This is a genomic window from Agrobacterium sp. LMR679 (assembly GCF_027157905.1).
Taxonomy (GTDB): Bacteria; Pseudomonadota; Alphaproteobacteria; order Rhizobiales; family Rhizobiaceae; genus Agrobacterium; species Agrobacterium leguminum.
This window is the reverse complement of sequence record NZ_JAPVOJ010000002.1, coordinates 1,069,805-1,091,012: the sequence shown is the minus strand read 5'-3', so window position 1 is coordinate 1,091,012 and position 21,208 is coordinate 1,069,805. Positions and strand designations below refer to the sequence as shown.

The following is a 21,208-nucleotide window of genomic DNA, read 5'->3' as shown; positions in this document are numbered from 1 at the left end:
GAGGCGGCGATGTCGATGCTGAGAGAACAGGGCGCAAGGATATGCACCAGTCATTCGATGTCATTGTTATTGGCGGTGGCCACGCGGGCAGCGAAGCCGCGGCCGCTGCTGCAAGGCATGGTGCAAAAACCGCCCTTGTTACCCATAAGCGAGAGACGATTGGCGTCATGTCCTGCAACCCCGCCATCGGCGGTCTGGGAAAGGGACACCTCGTTCGTGAGATCGATGCGCTGGATGGCTTGATGGGTCGGGTTGCCGATGCAGCAGGCATCCAATTCCGCATGCTCAATCGCAAAAAGGGACCGGCCGTCCGTGGTCCGCGTACTCAAGCCGACCGGAGACTCTACCGCGAAGCCATGCAGCGTGAGATCGATGCGATTGAAAACCTGACCATCATTGAAGGCGATGCTTTCGATATTGAGATGGCCAATGATCGCGTCGCCGCCGTTATCATGAAGAACGGTAGCCGGATTCCTTGTGGCGCGGTCGTGCTGACGAGTGGCACCTTCCTGCGCGGTCTCATTCATATCGGTTCCGAACAGATTCCGGCGGGACGCGTTGGAGAAATGCCATCTGTTGGCCTCTCGGACACGCTCTCGCGGCTGGGTCTCGTTATGGGGCGCCTGAAAACCGGCACCCCTGCCCGACTGGACGGACGCACGATTGACTGGAATGCGGTGGATCGGCAGGCTGCCGATGAGGATCCTGTCCCTTTTTCCTTCATGACGGATCGTATTCTCAATCCGCAAATAGAATGTGGTGTAACTCGTACCACTCCGGCTGGGCACAAGATCATTCAGGACAATATTCATCTGTCGGCGATGTATTCGGGACAGATCGAAGGGGTTGGTCCGCGTTATTGCCCGTCGATTGAGGATAAAATCACCCGTTTCGGTGAACGGGACGGTCATCAGATATTCCTCGAGCCGGAAGGTCTCGACGATCACACCATTTATCCAAACGGCATATCGACCTCCCTTCCCGCTTCCGTCCAGGAGCAATTTATCCGAACGATACCGGGCCTTGAGCAGGTGACGATCCTGCAGCCGGGTTACGCGATCGAATATGACTATGTCGATCCGCGTGAGCTGAAGCCTTCGCTGGAATGCCGCAAGATTCCGGGATTGTTTCTGGCCGGCCAGATTAATGGAACGACGGGTTATGAAGAAGCGGGTGCTCAGGGTCTCGTTGCCGGCTTGAATGCATCGCTTTATGCGGGGAGTGCCGATCCTGTTTATTTTAGCCGAACCGAGTCTTATATTGGCGTCATGATTGATGACCTGACATCGAAGGGTGTCAGCGAGCCCTACCGCATGTTTACGTCCAGAGCGGAGTATCGTCTATCCCTGCGCGTGGACAATGCTGATCTACGGCTTACACCAGTTGGCCAGATGGCTGGCATTGTCGGCCGTGTACGGCAGGAACGCTTCGCAAATTTCATTTCCGATCTGGATCGCGGTCGAGAGCTGATGAAGGCGATTTCCATCAGCCCATCCCAGGCGGCGAAGCAGGGATTGAAACTTAATCAGGACGGCCAACGCCGGTCCGTTTATGAATTGCTGGCCTATCCGAATATGACTCTCGAAGTCCTTACCGAACATTGGCCGGAATTGGGCGCACTTGACAGAAAAGTTGCCGAGGTCTTGCAGATCGAGGCGAGTTATGCGGTCTATATGCAGAGGCAGAGCGCTGATATCGTTGATATCAAACGGGACGAAGACAGAAAAATCCCTAATGACTTTGATTTTAAGAGTCTGTCCGGTCTTTCCAACGAGCTTAAACAAAAGCTGGAAAAAGCCCGTCCTGAGAATATTGCCCAGGCCGCGCGTGTTGACGGCATGACGCCGGCTGCGATATCGCTGCTGCTCGCACTTCTGCGGAAAGATTCCGCAACGCGAAGTGAAAAATTACGCATGCACCAATAGCGAGTCGGATTATGAAGATAAACGGCCAGAGTGTTTCACGTGAAACACAGGAAAGGCTCGAACATTTTGTCGAGCTTTTCAAGAAGTGGAACAGAACCACAAATCTGGTAGCGCCTTCCACTCTCGCCGAGCTTTGGAACCGGCATGTGGCCGACAGCGCGCAAATATTCCAACTCTCTCCGCAGCCAAAAAAGTGGATTGATCTCGGAAGCGGCGGCGGATTCCCCGGTGTTGTCACCGCGATTTTTCTGGCGGAGCTTGGCGAGGGTTGGGTCGATCTGGTCGAAAGCAATAATAAAAAGGCGGCATTCTTGCGAATTGCACTGAAGGAAACCGGTGCAAGAGGTGCAGTTCATCCCGTCAGGATCGAAACAGCACCGGTAATCATCAAAAATTGCGACGCTGTTTCAGCGCGCGCACTCGCCGAACTGGATCTGCTTTTCGATTATATTCATCCTTGGGCGCAGTATAATCCGAATCTCAAGGCCTATTTTAATAAAGGCCGGGATTATGATTCTGAAGTGCAGAAAGCACATGGTCGCTGGGAGTTTGATCTGGTAAAACACCAGAGTGCCATTGAGGCAGATTCTGTTGTTCTTGAAATCAGCAACCTCGCTTTGAGGCGCTGATGAGCTGGCCAGGTGCGGCATGACTTTGGAAAAAAACCGGATTATCGCAGTTGCAAACCAGAAAGGCGGCGTTGGTAAAACAACAACCGCCATCAATCTGGCTACCGCGCTGGCGGCTATTGGTGAGCGCGTACTGATCGTGGATCTGGACCCGCAGGGTAATGCGAGTACCGGACTTGGAATCGACCGCAAGGAGCGCAAGCTTTCGTCCTATGATCTTCTGGTGGGGGATCATGGAGTAGCGGAAGTTGCTGTTCCGACCGCCGTTCCCAATCTCGACATCGTGCCTTCCACGATGGATTTGCTTGGTTTCGAGATGCAGGTCGCGAATGTTTCCAACCGCGTTTTCCTGCTGCGTGCGGCAATGGAGACGCAGGAAGCCAGAGGCTATTCCTATATTCTCGTTGACTGCCCTCCTTCTTTCAATCTTTTGACGATGAATGCCATGACGGCCGCACATTCCGTGCTAGTGCCGCTGCAATGCGAGTTCTTTGCGCTGGAGGGTCTTAGCCAGTTGCTGGATACGGTCAGTCAGATTCGTGGATCGGTGAACCCGCAGCTCGATATACAGGGCATTGTCCTTACGATGTTCGATGCGCGAAATAATCTTGCACAGCAGGTTGTTTCGGATGTGCGCACGCATCTAGGCGAAAAGGTTTACCACACGCTCATTCCACGCAATGTGCGTGTTTCCGAAGCGCCGTCCTATGGTAAACCGGCAATTCTCTATGATCTGAAATGTGCCGGCAGCCAGGCCTATCTGCAACTGGCGTCCGAAGTGATTCAGAGAGAGCGTCTGCGTAAAGCCGCCTGACGTTTGCCGGAATGTATGGAGTAATATCTTATGAGTGATGATCTTTCCAAGCGTCGGCTGGGGCGCGGTCTTGCCGCATTGATCGGAGAAATGGACCAGCCTGTGCCGGTGGGTGAGCCCCAGCGCGCTGTTAACGCCGATCGTACCATTCCCATCGAATTCATCGCTCGCAGCCAGAGAAACCCGCGGCGTCATTTCGATGAGAATGAGCTGCAGGATCTTGCCGCCTCCATTCGTCAGCATGGAATTGTTCAGCCTGTGGTCGTAAGAACGGTTGGAGTCAATCGGTACGAGATTATTGCGGGTGAAAGACGCTGGCGTGCGGCACAGCTGGCGGGCTTTACCGATGTTCCCGTCATCGTTCGCGATGTGGATGACCGCACGGCGCTGGAACTGGCAATTGTCGAAAACGTACAGCGTTCCGACCTCAATCCGCTTGAAGAAGCGATGGGGTATGAGCAGCTGATCGCCGAACACGGCTATACGCAGAATGATCTCGGCGAAATCATCGGCAAAAGCCGAAGCCACGTTGCCAACAGCCTGCGGCTTTTGAAGCTTCCCGATCCGGTACGGGATATGCTGGCGGATGGTTCGCTCTCCGCGGGTCATGCCCGCGCGCTTGTTTCCACTTCCGATCCGGCGACGCTCGCGAAAACAATCGTATCCAAGGGACTTTCGGTGCGTGATGCCGAGCGCCTGGCGCAGAACGATATCAAATCGCAGGGCGATGTTGCGGAGAAGCGACCTGCGGCGGAAAAGGATTCCGATACGATCGCACTCGAACGCAGCCTGTCCGATGCTCTCGGGCTGGATGTGAAGATCAGCCACAAGGGCGGATCGGGGCAAATCCGTATCGGTTACCGCACATTGGAGCAGCTTGAAGCGGTATGCCGGCTTCTCGAGCAGAAATAAATAACTATTTGTTTTAAAATATAAAATACCCGCCTTTGGCGGGTATTTTTATGTGTGGCGCTCAAAAATCGATGGCCCGGCCTTTTATTTCGTAATCGCCGAAACGCACGGGTTCCGCGCCGCCCCGGCCGCCGGTTTCCGGCGGCAGCTGGAGATCGGCCTGTTGCCTGCGCCGTTCTTCCGCTTCTTTCAACGCTCGCTGCGCCGCCGGTGAAAGTCGCTTTACACTTTCCGCGCCACTGTCTGTGGCGTTGTCATTATCCGCATTCTGCATGAAATCCTCCCTATGACGGGATATTGAAATACGTTTTCCGCTTACCAGATTATATAATCCGAGGGGCTTTATAAACCCCGGAATATTCCCGGTGAGTGACGAGGAGAGTTTAACGGATGAACATGATGCGCACGGCAATGCTTCTGGCCTTCATGACCGCATTGTTCATGGGTGTCGGTTTTCTGATTGGCGGCAAGGGCGGCATGATGATTGCCTTGGTCATCGCGGCCGGTATGAATATTTTTTCCTACTGGAACTCTGACAAGATGGTTCTCTCCGCCTATCATGCGCGGGAGATCGACGAGGCGAATGCGCCCGAATTTTTTCACATGATCCGCGACCTGTCGCAGAATGCCGGTCTGCCGATGCCGAAGGTCTATATTTACGATAGCCCGCAACCCAATGCCTTCGCGACCGGGCGGAATCCGCAGAACGCCGCTGTTGCCGCTTCGACAGGCCTGCTGGAGCGTCTGACGCCCGAGGAAGTGGCCGGTGTCATGGCGCATGAGCTTGCGCATGTGCAGAACCGGGATACTTTGACCATGACAATCACCGCCACGCTGGCGGGCGCCATCTCGATGCTCGGCAATTTTGCCTTCTTCTTTGGCGGCAACCGGGAGAACAACAATAACCCGCTCGGCTTTATCGGCGTGCTGGTCGCGATGATCGTGGCGCCGCTGGCAGCGATGCTGGTGCAGATGGCGATCAGCCGCACGCGGGAATATTCCGCCGACCGGCGCGGCGCGGAAATATGCGGCAACCCGCTCTGGCTTGCTTCCGCCCTGCAGAAGATTTCAGGCATGGCGCAGCGCATTCACAATGACGATGCCGAGCGCAACCCGGCAACGGCGCATATGTTCATCATCAATCCGCTTTCTGGCGAGCGCATGGACAATCTCTTCTCCACGCATCCGAATACGGAAAACCGCGTGGCGGCGCTGCATGCGATGGCGCAGGAGTTTTCCCCGCGAGGATCGACGCCGCCGCCATCGGGTGATAGACCTCTGCGCAAATCAGGCTCCGTTCCCAAAACAGGCTGGGGACGAGGCAATGAAAACGAGCGCAAGGGGCCGTGGTCTTGACATCCGATATTCAGAATAAGCCGGCGCGGTCCAGAAAACCGAGACCGGCAAATGGGAGGGGCCGTGAAGACGGCCCTTCGTCGTTCCAGGACAAGCCGGGTCTCGCTGCGCGCATTGCCGCCACCCGCATTCTGGCCGCCGTTCTGGAAAAGAAGACTTCGCTGGATGGGATGCTCGACAGCGAAAACGGCAATCCCGTCTATCGAGCCCTGTCGCTTGCGGACCGGGCGCTGGTCAGAGCCATCGTCAACAGCGCGCTTCGCCACCTCCCCCGGATTGAAACGGCATTGTCGATGCTGCTTGATGGTCCGCTGCCGCAGGGCGCGCGATCGCTGCATCACGTTCTTGTCGTCGGTGCGGCGCAGATGCTTTACCTCGATGTGCCGGATCATTCCGCTGTCGATCTCGCCGTTGAGCAGGCTCACCGCGATCCGCGCAACCGGCGTTTCGTCAAGCTGGTGAACGCCGTTCTCCGACGGCTCGGTCGTGAAAAAGCGGATATCGAGAAGGCCGTCGCCAGCGTTCCCGTACTGCCGGACTGGTTCCATGCGCGGCTTGTTTCCGCTTACGGCAATGAGGTTGCGCAAAGGATTTCGGAGGCGCAGCTGACACCCTCCTCGATTGATCTGACGATCAAGGCTGATCCCACTCTCTGGGCGGAAAAACTGGGCGGTACGCTCATGCCAAATGGCAGCGTGCGTCTGGGTGAATTCGAGGGGCAGATCCCATCGCTCGAAGGCTTCGCTGAGGGTGCGTGGTGGGTGCAGGATCTCGCCGCGAGCATGCCGGTTCGGCTTATGGGCGACATCGCGGGCAAACGTGTCGCAGATCTCTGTGCTGCTCCTGGCGGTAAGACGGCCCAGCTTGCACTGGCGGGCGCCAATGTGACGGCACTGGATCAGTCCGGTAACCGTCTTCGTCGTCTCAGGGAAAATCTCGACCGACTTGGCCTCCGTGCCGAAACGGTGGAGGCCAATATGCTGAAGTACCAGCCGGAACAGCTTTTTGACGCGGTGCTCCTTGATGCCCCCTGTTCTTCCACCGGGACACTTCGCAAACATCCCGATGTCTGCTGGACCAAGGATGAGAACGACATTTCCAAACTCGCTGCCCTTCAGGGCCAGATGCTGCGGCATGCGCTGACCCTTGTTGGTCCCGGCGGTCTTGTGGTCTTCTCCAATTGCTCGCTCGATCCTTCCGAAGGAGAAGCGATGATTGCCGAGGTTCTGGCGGAAAATCCCGGCGTGGAGCGTGTCGCCGTCCGCCCCGAGGATTGGCCCGGAATGGAAGCGGCCATCAGCCCCAGTGGCGATCTTCGCACGACACCGGACATGTTCGGGGGCGTCGATGGGTTTTTTAGCAGTGTCTTGCGTAAGAAGTAGAAAAAAGCCAAGCTTTCGCGAATCATTAGATATTTATCGAAAACGTTCCGGTCGTCGCGGTTCACTGATAAAAACAAAACATGTGAAACGGGAAACACAGCTTGTTAGGGTCCTTTGCAGGCAGCATGAATGCCGCCGGTCTTCTGTCGCGGATGGCGTATCGTCATCTGTGTGTCGGCCTCACCCCTTTGCGCCTGCATGTGTCGCGATTTGCCACTCGTGCGCCAGACGGTCTGGTGGCGGCGCCGACCGATCTCAGAGCCATCGATCCTTATTTCGCCGAGGAACTGTTGCGGGGCCGCATCGCGCTGGCCGGGCGTGTCGTCGAAACCGGCGGAGCTTCGCCATTTCAGGTGGAATATCCCTCGGCGGTCTTTGAAGAACGGCTGCATGCATTCAGTTGGCTACGGCATATTCGCTCCGATAAATCGAGCGAGGCCTGCAAACGGGCGCGTCGTATCGTTGCGGAATGGATGGTGCTTCATGGCAAACGGCTCGCAGGCACTGCCTGGTCGCCGGAAATCGCCGCACAAAGGCTGATTGCCTGGCTTTCGCACTCTCCCGTGGTTTTATACGAGGCCGATGCCGGTTTTTATCGCCGGTTCCTGAAAAGCCTCGCCTTTCATGTGCGTTATCTCGAAAGAATCGTCAGACACGCGCCCGATGGCGAAGCGCGGCTGAGGATCAGGATTGCCTTGGCCATGGCTTCCATTGCCATGCCAACGCGCCTTTCGCGGATAACGCGGAATGGAATGAAGCTGGCTCAGGAAATGGAACGCCAGATTTTGCCTGATGGCGGGCATGTTTCCCGCAATCCGCGCGTCATGCTGGACCTGCTGCTCGATCTCCTGCCGCTTCGGCAAAGTTATATCAATCTCGGCCATGATCTGCCCTCCGGCCTGGTGCCGGCCATAGACCGCATGTTCCCGGCGATCCGGTTCTTCCGGCATCAGGGTGGCGATCTCGCGCTGTTCAACGGCGCCACGGCGACGCTTGCCAATGAGCTTGTTTCCGTGCTGCGCTATGATGAAACGGCAGGCCGGCCTTCCAAAGTCCTGCCGGACGTGAACTACCATCGGCTTGCGACGGACGACACGGTCATCATCGTGGATACTGGTTATCCTGGCTCGGCGGAGCTTTCACGCAATGCCCATTCGGGTTGCCTGTCTTTCGAAATGTCCTGCGGCAAGAACCGCTTTATCGTCAATTCCGGCTTTCCGCGCAATGCCGCGCCGGAATATCAGCGGGCCAGCCGGTCCACAGCGGCGCATTCCACCGTCACGCTTGCGGATACATCATCCTGCAGACTGTCGCGCTCGCGGCTGCTTGGTCCGATCATGGTATCAGGCGTCAGCCACGTCGACAGCCGGCGTGGAACGGATGCAAACGGCAATGACGTTCTCTGGGCGTCTCATGACGGTTATTTGCAGAATTTCGGCTGCTACCATGAGCGGGAAATAGAATTGAATGCGGCCGGTACCAAGATAAAGGGTCGGGATCTGCTTCGGGCCGATGCAAGTGCGGCGAAAACGCAATTGCAGTCGGTCACGGCGGTTTCACGTTTCCATATTCATCCCCACATTCAGATACACCAACGGGATGAGGAGTCGGTCTATCTGGAGGCAGCGGATGGAACCGTCTGGCTGTTTTCAGCACCCGGGCTCGAGCTTTTCGTCACCGAGGATGTCTTCATGGCCGATGCATCCGGTATGCGCCCGTCGCAGCAGATCGAGCTCCCCTTCAATCTCGCAAATACGCGGGAAATCCGCTGGCTCATCGAACGTCAGGCCTAGACAATTTCCGGCGGTGCCGGTCAAAAACCACCATAGTTTTCACCGTTCGGCATCCCCGCTGTTTATTAATCCGGTAAGCTGTGTTAACGCGGCGGCAATTGCTGGATCAATCCCATTCCAGCCTGTCCTCCCCGTTAAACGGAGTATGCCTGATGGCCGTCGTGTCCAAGAAAATCCCCGCCCCCGATAAGGTCAAAATCCGCACGGCGCTTCTTTCCGTGTCCGACAAGACTGACATTATCGAGCTGGCGACGGTTCTGTCGAAGCTTGGCGTCAAGCTTCTGTCGACCGGTGGAACGGCGAAGGCCATTGCCGAAGCAGGCCTGCCTGTGACGGATGTCTCCGACGTAACGAATTTTCCCGAGATCATGGACGGCCGCGTCAAGACGCTGCATCCGAATGTCCATGGCGGGCTTCTGGCCATCCGGGACGATGCGGAGCATGTCGAAGCGATGAAGGCGCACGGTATCGAGGCGATCGATCTTTCGGTCATCAATCTCTATCCCTTCGAGGAAGTTCGCGCCAAGGGCGGCGATTATCCGACGACGGTGGAGAACATCGATATTGGCGGCCCGGCGATGATCCGCGCCTCCGCCAAGAACCACGCCTATGTCACGGTGGTTACCGATCCGTCTGATTATCCCGATCTGGTTGAAGCCCTGCAGGCCGATGACGGTCAAACGTCCTATGCGCTGCGCCAGCGTTTTGCCGCCAAGGCCTATGCCCGCACCGCTGCCTATGATGCGGTGATTTCCAACTGGTTCGCCGAGGCGCTTGCAATCGAAACGCCGGATTACCGGGCTATCGGCGGCGCGCTGAAGGAAAAGATGCGGTATGGCGAAAACCCGCACCAGAGCGCTGGTTTTTACCTCACCGGCGAAAAGCGTCCTGGCGTTGCAACCGCGACGCTGCTTCAGGGCAAGCAGCTTTCCTATAACAACATCAATGACACCGATGCAGCTTACGAGCTCGTGGCGGAATTCCTGCCGGAAAATGCGCCGGCAGTCGCCATCATCAAACACGCCAATCCCTGCGGCGTGGCGACGGGTCCGACACTTGCCGAAGCTTACCGGCGGGCGCTGGCATGCGATTCCGTTTCCGCTTTTGGTGGCGTGATTGCCCTGAACCGCACGCTCGATGCGGAAACGGCGGAGGAAATCGTCAAGCTCTTCACCGAAGTCATCATTGCGCCTGATGTCACCGAAGAAGCCAAGTCCATCATCGCCCGCAAGCCGAACCTGCGCCTTCTGGCCGCTGGCGGCCTGCCTGATCCGCGCGCGGCCGGTATTACCGCGAAGACCGTCTCGGGCGGCCTGCTGGTGCAGAGCCGTGACAATGGCATGGTCGAGGATCTGGACCTCAAGGTCGTTACCAAGCGTGCGCCGACGTCGCAGGAACTTGAAGACATGAAGTTTGCCTTCAAGATCGCCAAGCATGTGAAGTCCAATGCCGTCATTTACGCCAAGGATGGGCAGACCGCGGGCATCGGTGCCGGCCAGATGAGCCGTGTGGATTCGGCCCGTATCGCTGCCCAGAAGGCGGAAGATGCCGCCAAGGCCCTTGGCCTTGCCGAACCGTTGACGCGCGGCTCCGCCGTCGCTTCGGAAGCATTTTATCCCTTTGCCGACGGTTTGCTCGCCGCGATTGCCGCAGGCGCCACCGCTGTCATCCAGCCGGGCGGCTCCATGCGCGATCAGGAAGTGATCGACGCCGCGAATGAGCATAATGTGGCGATGGTCTTTACCGGCATGCGCCACTTCCGCCACTAAGCGCGGAAACAACCAGGAATAACGAAGGCCCGGAAATCACTTTCCGGGCCTTTTGTTTCACGTGGGACAGTCTTGGTGCGGCAGGTTCAGGTTACGGCCCCAACCTGCCACGGTACAAATTCATTGTCGCCGTAGTCGTAGATTTCGCTGACGGTCTTGTCGCCGGAAGCCACCGCCAGAATATGCTCGAAAATTCGTTTGCCGGATTCTTCGATGGTTTCAGCACCGGTGACGATCTCACCGCAATTGATATCCATGTCTTCCTTCATGTGTTCATACATTTCGGAATTGGTGGCGATCTTGATGCAGGGTGACGGCTTGAAGCCCGAAACCGAGCCGCGGCCGGTGGTGAAACAGATGACGTTGCAGCCGCCGGCGACCTGGCCGGTGACGGCAACAGGGTCATAGCCGGGCGTATCCATGAAGACGAAACCCTGTTCCGTCACGGTTTCGGCGAACTCATAAACCGCCTTCAGCGGCATGGAGCCGCCCTTGGCGACCGCGCCCAGCGATTTTTCCAGAATGGTGGTCAGGCCGCCAAGCTTGTTGCCGTGGGAAGGGTTGTTATTGAGTTCGTCGCCATTACGGGCGGTATAATCACGCCACCAGTCGATACGCTGTAGCAGCTTCTCGGCGACGGCGGGGGTGACGGCGCGCTTCGTCAGGAGGTGTTCAGCGCCGTAAATCTCCGGCGTCTCCGAGAGGACTGTGGTGCCGCCGTTGCGCACGATGAGGTCTGAGGCATAACCCAGAGCCGGGTTGGCGGAAATGCCGGAATAACCATCCGAACCGCCGCATTCCAGCGCCACCTTCAGCTTGGAAAGCGGTTGCTCCGTGCGGCGGGCTGCATTGACCATCGGCAGCATGGCCTTGATCTCGGCAATTGCCGCATCGATCGTCCTGCGGGTGCCGCCATGCTGCTGGATCGTCATGGTGCGCAGCCGCTCACCCTCTTCCATCTTGTAATGTTCGAGAATGGGCGCGATCTGGTTGGTCTCGCAACCGAGGCCGATCAGCAGAATGCCGCCGAAATTCGGATGGCGGGCATAGCCCTGAATGGTGCGGATCAGCAGGCGGTAACCTTCCGATTTCGTATTCAGCGCACAGCCGCCGCCATGGGTCAGCGCTACGACGCCATCGACATTATCGAAACCATCAAGGCCACCCTGCTTGTTGAAATAATCCGCGATGTAACGCGAAACCGTGGCGGAACAGTTCACCGAAGCGATGACGCCGATATAGTTTCTCGTTCCGACACCACCGAGGCCGCGGTCATAACCCTTGAACGTCCGGCGTTCAGCTTCCGGCACCATGCCCTTCTCTTCGATATCGACGCTGAACTGATGCGCGTGTTCGGAAGGCACCATGGCGAGATTATGCAGGTGCACGTGCCGGCCGGGCTCGATATCCTGGGTGGCGATACCGATGACCTGTCCGTATTTCAGCACCTCGTCGCCCGATTTGATGAATTTGAGGGCCACCTTATGCCCGCGCCCGATCAGCTCGAGCGCCGCCAGATCGCCCCTGCCCGTCGCGCCGCCGGCCGGAATGGACCGACGCGCCACCGCGACATTGTCGTTGGCGTTCAGCAAAATGGTTGCCTCGGAATTCTCACTCACGGGTTTTCCTCCTCCCGGTATATTGCCTGCTATGTTTCTAGATCAGTTTTCGACCCAGCGTCTCTTCGAACCTTCCAGATGGGTATGCATGGCGGCCTGCGCCAGCAGCGGGTCTTTCAGTTCAAGCGCCGCCAGAATGGCCTCGTGTTCCTGAAGCGCATGGGTCCAGGTATCGCGGTCTTCGAATTTCACGCGAAGCTGGGCCGAAATGGGGCTGTGGCGCTCATCGAAGAGGTTGGCCACGATTCGCGCCAAAACGCTGTTACCGGATTGCTCGGCGATGGTGACGTGAAACAGTCGATCCTGATCCAGAGGCTTGCGGCCGGCCTCTATTTCCCGCTGCATGGTATTGAGTATCTGGCGGAGGGTCGCGATTGTCTCATCGGTCATCCGGCTTGCCGCCAGCACAATGGTCGCCCCCTCCAGCGCGGCGCGCGCCTGCATCAGTTCGGAGGGGCTGTCACCCAGCGATTTGGTATGGTGGGTCGTCTGCAACGCTTCCGCCGACACATAAACCCCGGAACCCATGCGAATTTCGACGGTGTTGTCGATTTCAAGCGCAATCAGCGCCTCGCGCAAGGAAGGCCTCGATACACCGAGCTTCTGTGCCAGTTCCCGCTCGGCGGGAAGCCGCGTGCCGGGCAGGAATTCACCCATATCGATGAGTTCGCGTATCTGATCCGCAATCTGCTGATAAAGCCTGCGCGGTTCCGCTATTTTGGCCTGACCACTCATGTGTTTTTTGACGAGTCCTGTCTGCAATTCATATTTGGCCTTACCGTAACGCCAAGCGTTTCAATACGCAAGGAATTACTTAAATATATGAAATTACGTATTTATTATCAGTTGTCGTTTCATGTATTGTTTCTGTTTTGGATATGGCTTCGCAAATTTTGACCTAATTGGCTTGACCATTCTGAAAAACCGGCCTAACCATTTGGCCTGTTCATGACCCCGGTGGAGCGGGGATACGGGTGGGAGGTTTCCAGATGTCGCAGGGCGCATCGACAATTCGGGGCGATTTTTCGCCTGAACAGATGGCGCATGGACAACGTGCGGTGCTCCTGCGCCTCGATAATATCAGCAAGGAATTTCCCGGCGTCAAAGCACTGTCGAACGTGCATTTCGATCTGCGCGCCGGCGAGGTGCACGCCGTCTGCGGCGAAAATGGCGCGGGAAAATCGACGCTGATGAAGATCGTCAGCGGCGTCTATCAGCCGAGCGACGGCACCATCCTTCATAAAGGCGTGAAGGTGCAATATGCATCGCCGCTGGAATCCGAAGCCGCCGGCATCGCCATCATCCATCAGGAACTGAACCTCGTTCCGCATCTTTCCGTTGCCGAAAACATCTATCTTGCGCGCGAACCGCGTCGCGGTTTCCTCGTTGACCGCAAGAAGCTGCGTCTCGATGCCAAGCGCTGTCTCGACCGGCTGGGTGTCGATATCGACCCCGACCAGATCGTCCGCGGCCTTTCGGTCGCCCAGTGTCAGATGGTGGAAATCGCCAAGGCGCTTTCTCTTGACGCTGAAGTGCTCATCATGGATGAGCCGACCTCTTCGCTGACCGAGCAGGAGACCCGGCTCCTGTTCAAGGTCATCCGCGATCTCAAGGCATCCGGTGTCGGGATCGTTTATATTTCCCACCGTCTCGATGAAATGGCCGAAATCGTCGACCGTGTGACGGTTCTGCGTGACGGACGTTATATTTCGACCGACGATTTCGCTTCGATCACCGTTGACGACATCGTCACGCGCATGGTCGGGCGTTCGCTGGAAGACAAATTCCCCGAGCGCACATCGCGTCCCACGGAAGATGTTATTTTTTCCGTCGAGGGCCTGACGCGCAGTGGCGTGTTCCATGACGTCGGTTTTTCGCTGCGACGTGGTGAAATCCTCGGTTTTGCCGGGCTGATGGGCGCCGGCCGCACCGAAGTCGCCAGGGCGATCTTCGGCGCCGATCCGCTCGATGCGGGCAAGATCGTTTTCAACGGGCGGGAGCTTTCGATCAGCTCGCCGCAGGACGCCATCGAGGAGGGCATCGCCTATCTCTCGGAAGACCGCAAAAGCGATGGCCTCGCCATCAAGATGTCGGTGGCGGCCAATACGACGCTTGCCAATCTCGGCGAGGTTTCCAACCGTTTCGGCCTGATCGATTTCAAGAAACATGACGATGTGGCAAAGCGCTACGTCGATCTCCTGAATATCCGTACTCCCTCGATCGGGCAGACGGTGCGGCTGCTCTCCGGCGGCAATCAGCAGAAAATCATCATCGGCAAATGGTTGTTCCGGCAATCTCGCGTGCTGTTCTTTGACGAGCCGACACGCGGCATCGATGTCGGCGCGAAATTCGCGATCTACAAGATCATGGACGAGCTCGCCGCGCAGGGTATCGGTGTCATTCTCATCAGCTCGGAACTGCCGGAAATTCTGGGGCTGACGGATCGTATCGCCGTTTTCCACCAGGGCCGGATTACGGGCGTACTCGAAACCGCCAAGACCAATCAGGAAGAAATCATGCGGTATGCGTCCGGTTACGGCCGGACCGCGCAGTGAGGAACGACATGGCCAATATTGCAGAAACCAAGAAGAGCTTCGCAGTCAGCGACCGCCAGAAGGACATTATCCAGAAGTTTGCCGCACTTGGCAGCCTCTTTGCGCTTGTCGCGGTCTTTTCCGCTACCAGCAGCGCCTTCTTCACCGTCAATAACGGCATGACGATTGCGTTGCAGGTCACGTCCATCGCCCTGCTCGGCATCGGGGCCACCTGTGTCATCATCACCGGCGGCATCGATCTTTCCGTCGGTTCGGTGCTTGCGCTTGCCGGCGTCGTCGCCGCCCTTGCGGTGAAGGAACTCGGCATGCCGGTGCCGGTCGGCATGTTGCTCGGCATTCTGACGGGGTCGCTCTGCGGGCTCATCAATGGTCTTCTGGTCACCCGTTTCAAGCTGCCGCCCTTCATCGCCACCCTTGGCATGATGCTGATCGCCCGCGGCGTGGCGCTGCAGATCACCGGTGCGCGCGCCGTCTCCGGCCTTGGCGAATCTTTCGGCGAACTCGGCAACGGCGCCCTCTTCCGCATCGTTAACATTGGCGATGACGGCTTTCCGAATGTGGTGTTTCCCGGCATCCCCTACCCCGTCATCCTGATGGTGGTGATTGCGCTTGCGGTTTCCTTCATGCTCAACCGCTCGATCCTCGGCCGTCACATTTACGCTGTCGGTTCCAACGCCGAAGCCGCGCGCCTTTCCGGTGTCAATGTCGCCCGCGTTACCAATTTTACCTACATCCTGTCCGGCACGCTCGCCGGGTTGACGGGCTGCGTGCTGATGTCTCGCCTCGTCACCGCCCAGCCGAACGAGGGTGTGATGTATGAGCTGGACGCCATTGCCAGCGCCGTTATCGGCGGCACATCGCTGATCGGCGGCGTGGGCACGATTTCCGGCACGGCCATTGGCGCCTTCGTCATCGGCATCCTGCGCAACGGTCTCAACATGAACGGCGTGTCCGCCTTCACGCAACAGATCATCATCGGCCTCGTCATTCTGGTCACCGTCTGGATCGACCAGTTGCGCAACCGCCGCTGATCAAGGGCCTGCGGACCCTTTCCGCAAAAAAGATCGGCAAGGGGAGGCCCGGTATGCCGACATCACGGAGGAAGAAATGAAGAAAATTGCGACTGCCCTTCTGACATCCGCAATCGCGCTGTGGAGCGTTTACACCGTGCAGGCCGGTGAAATCGCCGTCATCGTCAAGACCGTCAACTCCACCTTCTGGCAGAACGTCCAGAAGGGCGCTGATGCGGCGATGAAGAACTCTTCCGGCAATACCATGACTTTCCAGGGTCCGGCTGCCGAGTCCGCCATTGCCGACCAGGTCAACATGGTCGAAAACGCCATCAACCGTAAGGTCGCGGGCATTGTTCTGGCACCTTCCGATCCGGACGCGCTGGTGCCTGCCGTCAAGAAGGCCTGGGAAGCCCGTATTCCGGTGGTTCTGATCGACTCGCAGCTCGCAAAGGGCTCGGAGCAATATTACCAGTCGTTCCTGGCGACCGATAACAAGAAAGCCGGCGAACTGGCAGCGCAGGCGCTGATCGACAAGGTGGGCAAGGAAGGCAAGATCGCCGTCATGTCCTATGTCGCCGGTGCCGGTTCTGAAATCGGTCGTGTCGGCGGTTTCACCGACTACATCCAGATGAATTCCAACCTGAAAATCGTCGGCCCGTTCTATTCGCAGTCGCAGATGGCGACCGCGCTGAACCAGACCACCGACGTTCTGGCCGCCAATTCCGACCTCAAGGGCATTTTCGGCGCCAATGAGCCGACTGCAATCGGCGTCGGCCGTGCGCTGGCCCAGAGCGGCAAGGCCGGCAAGGTCGTCGCCATCGGCTTCGACGGCAACCAGGACCTTCAGGGCTTCGTCAAGGATGGCACACTGGCCGGTATCGTGGTTCAGGGTTCCTACCAGATGGGTGAAAAGGGCGTAGAGACCATTTCCAAGCTCATCGGCAAGGAAAAGGTCGAGAAGTTCGTCGACACCGGCGTCGTTGTTGTCACCAAGGACAATATCGAAAAGCCCGAAGCCAAGAACGTTCTTTATTGATTGCATGATGACGCGCCGCTTTGCGGCGGCGCGTCTTTCCAAAGACAAGCTGGAAAGTCCCTGCGATGAAAGTCTCCGATACACGTAAATTGCCGCGCCGCGCCGTCGACGTCACCGTCATGGGCCTCGGTTGCGCCCAGATGGGTAATCTCTACCGCGTCACGCCCTATGAAGAGTCCAAGGGTGCGTTCGACAAGGCATGGGAAAGTGGCATGCGTTATTTCGATACCGCGCCGTTTTACGGCTATACGCGGTCGGAGCGTCGCCTCGGCACCATGGTGACGGAGCATGACCGGAGCGAATATACGCTGAGCACCAAGGTCGGCCGCGTTATGGTGCCTGACGAGACCGTCGGTCCGGAGGAGGATGCCTATATAGCGCCCCTGCCGTTCCGCCCGGTCTATGATTATTCCTATGACGGTATCCTGCGCTCCTTCGAGGCAAGCCAGCAGCGGCTCGGCGTTCTGAAGCCGGATATTCTTTATGTGCACGATATCGGCTCCTTCACCCATGGCGAAAAGCACCAGCATTACTGGGAGCAGCTGACTACGGGCGGTGGGTTCCGGGCGCTTGGCAAACTACGCGAGGAGGGATCGACGGGGGCCGTCGGTCTTGGTGTCAATGAATGGGAAATCGTCAGCGACACGATGGATGTCTTCGATATCGACGTCGCCATGCTCGCCGGCCGTTATACGCTGCTGGAGCAGCAGAGCCTTGCTTTCATGAACCGTTGCGCTGAAAGCGGTGTCGCCATCGTTGTCGCGGGCGCGTTCAATTCCGGCATTCTGGCCGGTAACCGCAAATTCAATTATGCCGATGCGCCCGCCGATATTCTCACGCGTGTCGATGCGCTGCAGGGTGTTTGCGAGGAACTCGGCGTCTCGCTGCAGGCGGCCGCTCTGCAATTTCCGCTTGCCCATCCGGCGTCGGTCACGGTCGTTTCGGGTGCGCGCAATGCGCAGCAGCTCGCCTCCAATATCGAATGGTTCGAACAGTCGATCCCGGATGAATTCTGGTCCGAACTGCACAGGCGCGGTCTGATTGCCGAAGGTGCGCCCGTACCGGGCGGAAAGGCCTGAGGCAATGCTCATCGACGCCCACCAGCATTTCTGGCTGATGAAGGATCGCGCCGGGCAATGGCCGCCGCCGTCGCTCGCCGCCATCTACCGGGATTTTCTCCCCGCTGATCTGTCGCCTTTGCTGGCCGCTGCCGGAGTTACCGGTACCGTGCTGGTTCAGACGATGGAGACGGCGGCCGACACGGATTTCATGCTGGCGCTGGCGGAAAAGACCGATTTCATCAAGGGTGTTGTCGGCTGGGTGGATATGAAATCCGCCGATGCAGCGAGTGAAATCGCCCGTCGGGCAAAACATCCGGCGTTCAAGGGTGCCCGCCCGATGTTGCAGGGCATGGAGGATGTCGCCTGGATCGATGATCCGGCACTCGATCCCGCCGTGGCGGCGCTGGTAAAGCACGGTCTGGCGTTCGATGCGCTGGTCCTGCCGCCCAATCTGCCGCATCTCCTCGCCTTTGCCCGCCGCCATCCGCAATTGCCGATAGTCATCGACCATGGCGCGAAGCCGCTGATTGCTACCGGTCACTACAGCGACTGGCGCAAGGATATGGCCGCTCTGGCGGCTCTGCCGAACGTCCATTGCAAGCTCTCCGGTCTGCTGACAGAGCGCGGTGAGCAGCGGCCGGAAGCGGTACGACCCTATGCCGAGACGATTCTGGAACTCTTTGGCGGCAACCGCGTGATTTTTGGCAGTGACTGGCCGGTGTTGCGGCTGGCAGGCGACTATCAGGCATGGCTGGATTTCTGCCGCGATATCGTGCCGGCAAAGGACCATGCGGCAGTCTTTGGCGGTAACGCCGCTCGTTTTTATTCCCTTTCCCACAGGTGATGCATGCTGGCGATTTTCTGCGAAACCCCAGGTCAACTCGTCTCCAAGGAAATGCCAAAGCCAGCGCGTGGCGAAGGTGAAGTGCTGGTGCGTATTCGCCGCATCGGGGTTTGCGGCACGGACCTGCACATCTTCACCGGAAACCAGCCTTATCTTTCCTATCCGCGTATCATGGGCCATGAGCTTTCCGGCACGGTTGAAGAGGCGCCGCAAGGCAGCCATCTTTCCGCAGGCGATGTGGTCACCGTCATTCCCTATATCTCGTGCGGCAAATGCAGCGCCTGCCTGAAGGGCAAGAGCAATTGCTGCCGCAATATCGGTGTGCTGGGCGTTCATCGCGATGGCGGCATGGTCGAATATCTGAGCGTGCCGCAGCAATTCGTGCTGAAGGCGGAGGGGTTGAGCCTCGATCAGGCGGCGATGACCGAATTTCTGGCCATCGGTGCGCATGCGGTGCGCCGTGGCGCAGTCGAGAAGGGGCAGAAGGTTTTGATCGTCGGCGCCGGGCCGATTGGTATGGCGGTTGCGGTTTTCGCGGTTCTCGATGGTGGCGAAGTGACCATGATCGACGGACGGACCGACCGGTTGGAGTTCTGTAAGGAGCATCTCGGCGTTGCGCATACGGTGACACTCGGCGAAGGTGACAAAGATCGTCTTTCCGAAATCACCGACGGCGATTTCTTCGATGCGGTCTTCGATGCGACCGGCAATCCGAAAGCCATGGAGCGCGGCTTTTCCTTTGTCGGCCATGGCGGTTCCTATGTGCTGGTCTCCATCGTCGCTAGCGATATCAGCTTCAACGATCCGGAGTTCCACAAGCGGGAGACGACGCTGCTCGGCAGCCGCAATGCCACGCCTCAGGATTTCGAGCGCGTCCTGCAGGCGCTGCGGGAAGGCAAGATACCGGAAGCGCTGATCACCCATCGCATGACGCTTGCCGATGTGCCCTCCAGATTCGCCGGCCTGACCGATCCGAAGGCCGGAGTGATCAAAGGCATGGTGGAGGTCGCATGACGCCCGATACGCCCATCCTGCAATTCGGCACCAGCCGCTTTCTTCTGGCGCATGCGGATCTCTTTGTTTCGCAGGCGCTGGACAAGGGCGAGGCTCTCGGGCGCATCGCGATTGTCCAGACGACCGGCAATGCGGAGAGCCTGAAGCGTGTTGCGGCGCTGAACAGCGGGACACCCTACCCCGTGCGTATTCGCGGCATCCGCGATGGGCAGGAAGTGGATGAGGAAATTCAGGGCGGGGCCGTCGCGCGGGCATTGACGGCTGCGACCGACTGGGCCGAAGTGCGCCGCCTTGCCTGCGAGGTCGAGGTCATTCTGTCCAATACGGGCGATCGCGGTTATGAGCTGGATTCGGCTGATAGTGCCGAGCTTGCTGGCGATTTCACGATCGTACCGAAAAGCTTTCCGGCGAAACTCTGCATGTTGCTGCTGGAGCGTTTTCAGCGCAATCCGGAAGCGCCTGTGTCCATCTTCCCCTGCGAGCTCGTACCGCGCAATGGCGAAAAGCTGAAACAGGTCATTCGCCGGCTTGCCGATGAGTGGCAATTGCCGGCTGGTTTTGCCTTTTATCTGAATGAGAAGTGCCGTTTTGCCAATAGTCTGGTGGATCGAATCGTCTCTGAGCCTATCGACCCGGTGGGTGCGGTGGCGGAACCCTATGCGTTATGGGCTATAGAGAGGCAGGATGGGCTTGTCCTTCCCTGCACGCACCCTGCCGTGGTGCTGACGGACGATCTCGATCACTATGAAAAGCTGAAGCTTTTCCTGCTCAATCTCGGCCATTCCTATCTGGCGGAACGCTGGTTGCAGGATGCGCGTGCGAAGGACGAGACGGTGTGTCAGGCAATGGCCGACGATGCTCTCGTTGCGGATCTGGAGACGCTTTGGCGCAACGAGGTTCTGCCGGTCTTTGCTGCTGAAGGCATGGGGGATGATGCGCAGGCCTATATTGGCGTGCTGCGGGAGCGTTTGCGCAACCCCTTTCTCGCGCATCGGCTCTCGGATATCGCCGGCAACCACGATGAAAAGAAGCGCCGCCGCTTCGCCCCGATCATTGCCGCAGCGGAGCGGCTGGGATTGAGCCTGCCGCAGTCGAAGTTGCGCGCTGCGCTCGCCACCATCAAGCAATAACGGAGTTTTTCATGCAGCGCATGGGCATGGTCATAGGCGTCAAACCGGAGATGATCGCGGAATATAAAAGGCTGCATGCGACTGTGTGGCCTGAAATTCTGGCGCTTATCAGCGACTGCAATATCCGCAACTACACGATCTTCCTGCGCGAGCCGGAAAATCTGCTCTTCGGCTATTGGGAATATCACGGCAGCGATATCAGCGCCGACATGGCGAAGATGGCCGCAAACCCCAAGAACCAGGAATGGTGGTCCTTCACCATTCCCTGCCAGCAACCGCTCGAAAGCCGGAAGGAAGGCGAGTGGTGGGCGATGATGGAAGAAACCTTCCACCACGATTGAACGATTTCCTTTGAC

Annotated in this window: 19 protein-coding genes; 16 read left to right on the top strand and 3 right to left on the bottom strand. The window is 58.1% G+C overall.

All coding sequences use genetic code 11. The annotated features are described in order from the left end of the window. The first annotated feature begins 41 nt into the window (after positions 1-41). Genes mnmG through O3W47_RS15960 form a run of 4 tightly spaced genes read left to right on the top strand, consistent with a single transcriptional unit; the run spans position 42 to position 4,280 of the window. Positions 42-1,925 (top strand): tRNA uridine-5-carboxymethylaminomethyl(34) synthesis enzyme MnmG, encoded by a 1,884-nt coding sequence (gene mnmG / locus O3W47_RS15975; RefSeq protein ID WP_269314128.1) that lies wholly within the window; start codon positions 42-44, stop codon positions 1,923-1,925. A gap of 11 nt (positions 1,926-1,936) precedes the next feature. Next, on the top strand, positions 1,937-2,554 hold the full coding sequence (rsmG, locus tag O3W47_RS15970) for a 16S rRNA (guanine(527)-N(7))-methyltransferase RsmG (RefSeq protein WP_174022661.1): 618 nt from the start codon (positions 1,937-1,939) through the stop codon (positions 2,552-2,554). A gap of 19 nt (positions 2,555-2,573) precedes the next feature. Then, the gene (locus O3W47_RS15965) at positions 2,574-3,368 is read left to right on the top strand and encodes a ParA family protein (RefSeq protein WP_003521142.1); all 795 of its coding nucleotides are present in this window, start codon (positions 2,574-2,576) and stop codon (positions 3,366-3,368) included. 30 nt (positions 3,369-3,398) lie between these two features. Further along, complete coding sequence (locus O3W47_RS15960) at positions 3,399-4,280, top strand: ParB/RepB/Spo0J family partition protein (protein WP_003505321.1); 882 nt, start codon at positions 3,399-3,401, stop codon at positions 4,278-4,280. A 61-nt stretch (positions 4,281-4,341) separates the two neighbouring features. On the opposite strand, the gene O3W47_RS15955 is transcribed toward O3W47_RS15960, so the two are convergent. Then, positions 4,342-4,554 carry a DUF1674 domain-containing protein gene (locus O3W47_RS15955; RefSeq protein WP_080852934.1) on the bottom strand — a complete coding sequence of 71 codons (213 nt, stop codon included), beginning with the start codon at positions 4,552-4,554 and terminating at the stop codon, positions 4,342-4,344. Positions 4,555-4,670: 116 nt separating this feature from the next. Between O3W47_RS15955 and htpX the strand changes: the two genes are divergently transcribed. The 4 genes from htpX to purH all read left to right on the top strand — a co-directional run bounded on the left by htpX (position 4,671) and on the right by purH (position 10,580). Then, positions 4,671-5,636, top strand: coding sequence for a zinc metalloprotease HtpX (gene htpX, locus O3W47_RS15950; RefSeq protein ID WP_003520211.1), 966 nt, complete (start codon positions 4,671-4,673; stop codon positions 5,634-5,636). Then, complete coding sequence (locus O3W47_RS15945; protein ID WP_127756455.1) at positions 5,633-7,018, top strand: RsmB/NOP family class I SAM-dependent RNA methyltransferase; 1,386 nt, start codon at positions 5,633-5,635, stop codon at positions 7,016-7,018. The genes htpX and O3W47_RS15945 overlap by 4 nt, the downstream gene beginning before the upstream one ends. A 125-nt stretch (positions 7,019-7,143) precedes the next feature. Beyond that, positions 7,144-8,811: a heparinase II/III family protein gene (locus O3W47_RS15940; protein WP_164865387.1), complete on the top strand. Its 1,668-nt coding sequence runs from the start codon at positions 7,144-7,146 to the stop codon at positions 8,809-8,811. Positions 8,812-8,963: 152 nt separating this feature from the next. Beyond that, complete coding sequence (gene purH / locus O3W47_RS15935) at positions 8,964-10,580, top strand: bifunctional phosphoribosylaminoimidazolecarboxamide formyltransferase/IMP cyclohydrolase (protein ID WP_059759717.1); 1,617 nt, start codon at positions 8,964-8,966, stop codon at positions 10,578-10,580. Positions 10,581-10,666: 86 nt separating this feature from the next. Here the strand turns inward: purH and O3W47_RS15930 are convergent, their stop codons facing one another. Next, positions 10,667-12,199 (bottom strand): UxaA family hydrolase, encoded by a 1,533-nt coding sequence (locus O3W47_RS15930; protein ID WP_137452577.1) that lies wholly within the window; start codon positions 12,197-12,199, stop codon positions 10,667-10,669. 42 nt (positions 12,200-12,241) lie between these two features. Further along, complete coding sequence (locus tag O3W47_RS15925; RefSeq protein WP_137452578.1) at positions 12,242-12,934, bottom strand: FadR/GntR family transcriptional regulator; 693 nt, start codon at positions 12,932-12,934, stop codon at positions 12,242-12,244. 254 nt (positions 12,935-13,188) lie between these two features. Between O3W47_RS15925 and O3W47_RS15920 the strand changes: the two genes are divergently transcribed. The 8 genes from O3W47_RS15920 to O3W47_RS15885 all read left to right on the top strand — a co-directional run bounded on the left by O3W47_RS15920 (position 13,189) and on the right by O3W47_RS15885 (position 21,193). Further along, positions 13,189-14,754 carry a sugar ABC transporter ATP-binding protein gene (locus O3W47_RS15920; protein ID WP_170985804.1) on the top strand — a complete coding sequence of 522 codons (1,566 nt, stop codon included), beginning with the start codon at positions 13,189-13,191 and terminating at the stop codon, positions 14,752-14,754. Between the two features lie 8 nt (positions 14,755-14,762). After that, positions 14,763-15,785: an ABC transporter permease gene (locus O3W47_RS15915; protein WP_080815444.1), complete on the top strand. Its 1,023-nt coding sequence runs from the start codon at positions 14,763-14,765 to the stop codon at positions 15,783-15,785. 76 nt (positions 15,786-15,861) lie between these two features. After that, complete coding sequence (locus tag O3W47_RS15910; RefSeq protein WP_269314127.1) at positions 15,862-16,803, top strand: ABC transporter substrate-binding protein; 942 nt, start codon at positions 15,862-15,864, stop codon at positions 16,801-16,803. A 65-nt stretch (positions 16,804-16,868) separates the two neighbouring features. Continuing rightward, positions 16,869-17,882, top strand: coding sequence for an aldo/keto reductase (locus O3W47_RS15905; protein ID WP_269314126.1), 1,014 nt, complete (start codon positions 16,869-16,871; stop codon positions 17,880-17,882). A 4-nt stretch (positions 17,883-17,886) separates the two neighbouring features. Then, entirely contained in the window at positions 17,887-18,708 is an 822-nt protein-coding gene (locus tag O3W47_RS15900; RefSeq protein ID WP_269314125.1) for an amidohydrolase family protein, read from the top strand. A gap of 3 nt (positions 18,709-18,711) precedes the next feature. Continuing rightward, a complete protein-coding gene (locus O3W47_RS15895; RefSeq protein ID WP_269314124.1) occupies positions 18,712-19,722 on the top strand; it encodes a zinc-binding alcohol dehydrogenase family protein in 1,011 nt (336 codons plus the stop codon). Next, positions 19,719-20,852: a mannitol dehydrogenase family protein gene (locus tag O3W47_RS15890; protein ID WP_269314123.1), complete on the top strand. Its 1,134-nt coding sequence runs from the start codon at positions 19,719-19,721 to the stop codon at positions 20,850-20,852. Before O3W47_RS15895 ends, O3W47_RS15890 begins: the two co-directional genes overlap by 4 nt. An 11-nt stretch (positions 20,853-20,863) precedes the next feature. Beyond that, positions 20,864-21,193 (top strand): L-rhamnose mutarotase, encoded by a 330-nt coding sequence (locus O3W47_RS15885; protein ID WP_269314122.1) that lies wholly within the window; start codon positions 20,864-20,866, stop codon positions 21,191-21,193. Positions 21,194-21,208 lie beyond the last annotated feature (15 nt).

Bases quoted from the DNA above. Each gene is read 5' to 3' on its own strand.
- O3W47_RS15925 (WP_137452578.1), bottom strand. From the start codon at position 12,934: ATGAGTGGTCAGGCCAAAATAGCGGAACCGCGCAGGCTTTATCAGCAG.
- O3W47_RS15895 (WP_269314124.1), top strand. From the start codon at position 18,712: ATGCTGGCGATTTTCTGCGAAACCCCAGGTCAACTCGTCTCCAAGGAA.
- O3W47_RS15940 (WP_164865387.1), top strand. From the start codon at position 7,144: ATGAATGCCGCCGGTCTTCTGTCGCGGATGGCGTATCGTCATCTGTGT.
- mnmG (WP_269314128.1), top strand. From the start codon at position 42: ATGCACCAGTCATTCGATGTCATTGTTATTGGCGGTGGCCACGCGGGC.
- O3W47_RS15920 (WP_170985804.1), top strand. From the start codon at position 13,189: ATGTCGCAGGGCGCATCGACAATTCGGGGCGATTTTTCGCCTGAACAG.
- htpX (WP_003520211.1), top strand. From the start codon at position 4,671: ATGAACATGATGCGCACGGCAATGCTTCTGGCCTTCATGACCGCATTG.
- O3W47_RS15890 (WP_269314123.1), top strand. From the start codon at position 19,719: ATGACGCCCGATACGCCCATCCTGCAATTCGGCACCAGCCGCTTTCTT.
- O3W47_RS15905 (WP_269314126.1), top strand. From the start codon at position 16,869: ATGAAAGTCTCCGATACACGTAAATTGCCGCGCCGCGCCGTCGACGTC.
- O3W47_RS15915 (WP_080815444.1), top strand. From the start codon at position 14,763: ATGGCCAATATTGCAGAAACCAAGAAGAGCTTCGCAGTCAGCGACCGC.
- O3W47_RS15955 (WP_080852934.1), bottom strand. From the start codon at position 4,554: ATGCAGAATGCGGATAATGACAACGCCACAGACAGTGGCGCGGAAAGT.
- O3W47_RS15900 (WP_269314125.1), top strand. From the start codon at position 17,887: ATGCTCATCGACGCCCACCAGCATTTCTGGCTGATGAAGGATCGCGCC.
- O3W47_RS15885 (WP_269314122.1), top strand. From the start codon at position 20,864: ATGCAGCGCATGGGCATGGTCATAGGCGTCAAACCGGAGATGATCGCG.
- O3W47_RS15965 (WP_003521142.1), top strand. From the start codon at position 2,574: ATGACTTTGGAAAAAAACCGGATTATCGCAGTTGCAAACCAGAAAGGC.
- purH (WP_059759717.1), top strand. From the start codon at position 8,964: ATGGCCGTCGTGTCCAAGAAAATCCCCGCCCCCGATAAGGTCAAAATC.
- O3W47_RS15960 (WP_003505321.1), top strand. From the start codon at position 3,399: ATGAGTGATGATCTTTCCAAGCGTCGGCTGGGGCGCGGTCTTGCCGCA.
- O3W47_RS15910 (WP_269314127.1), top strand. From the start codon at position 15,862: ATGAAGAAAATTGCGACTGCCCTTCTGACATCCGCAATCGCGCTGTGG.
- rsmG (WP_174022661.1), top strand. From the start codon at position 1,937: ATGAAGATAAACGGCCAGAGTGTTTCACGTGAAACACAGGAAAGGCTC.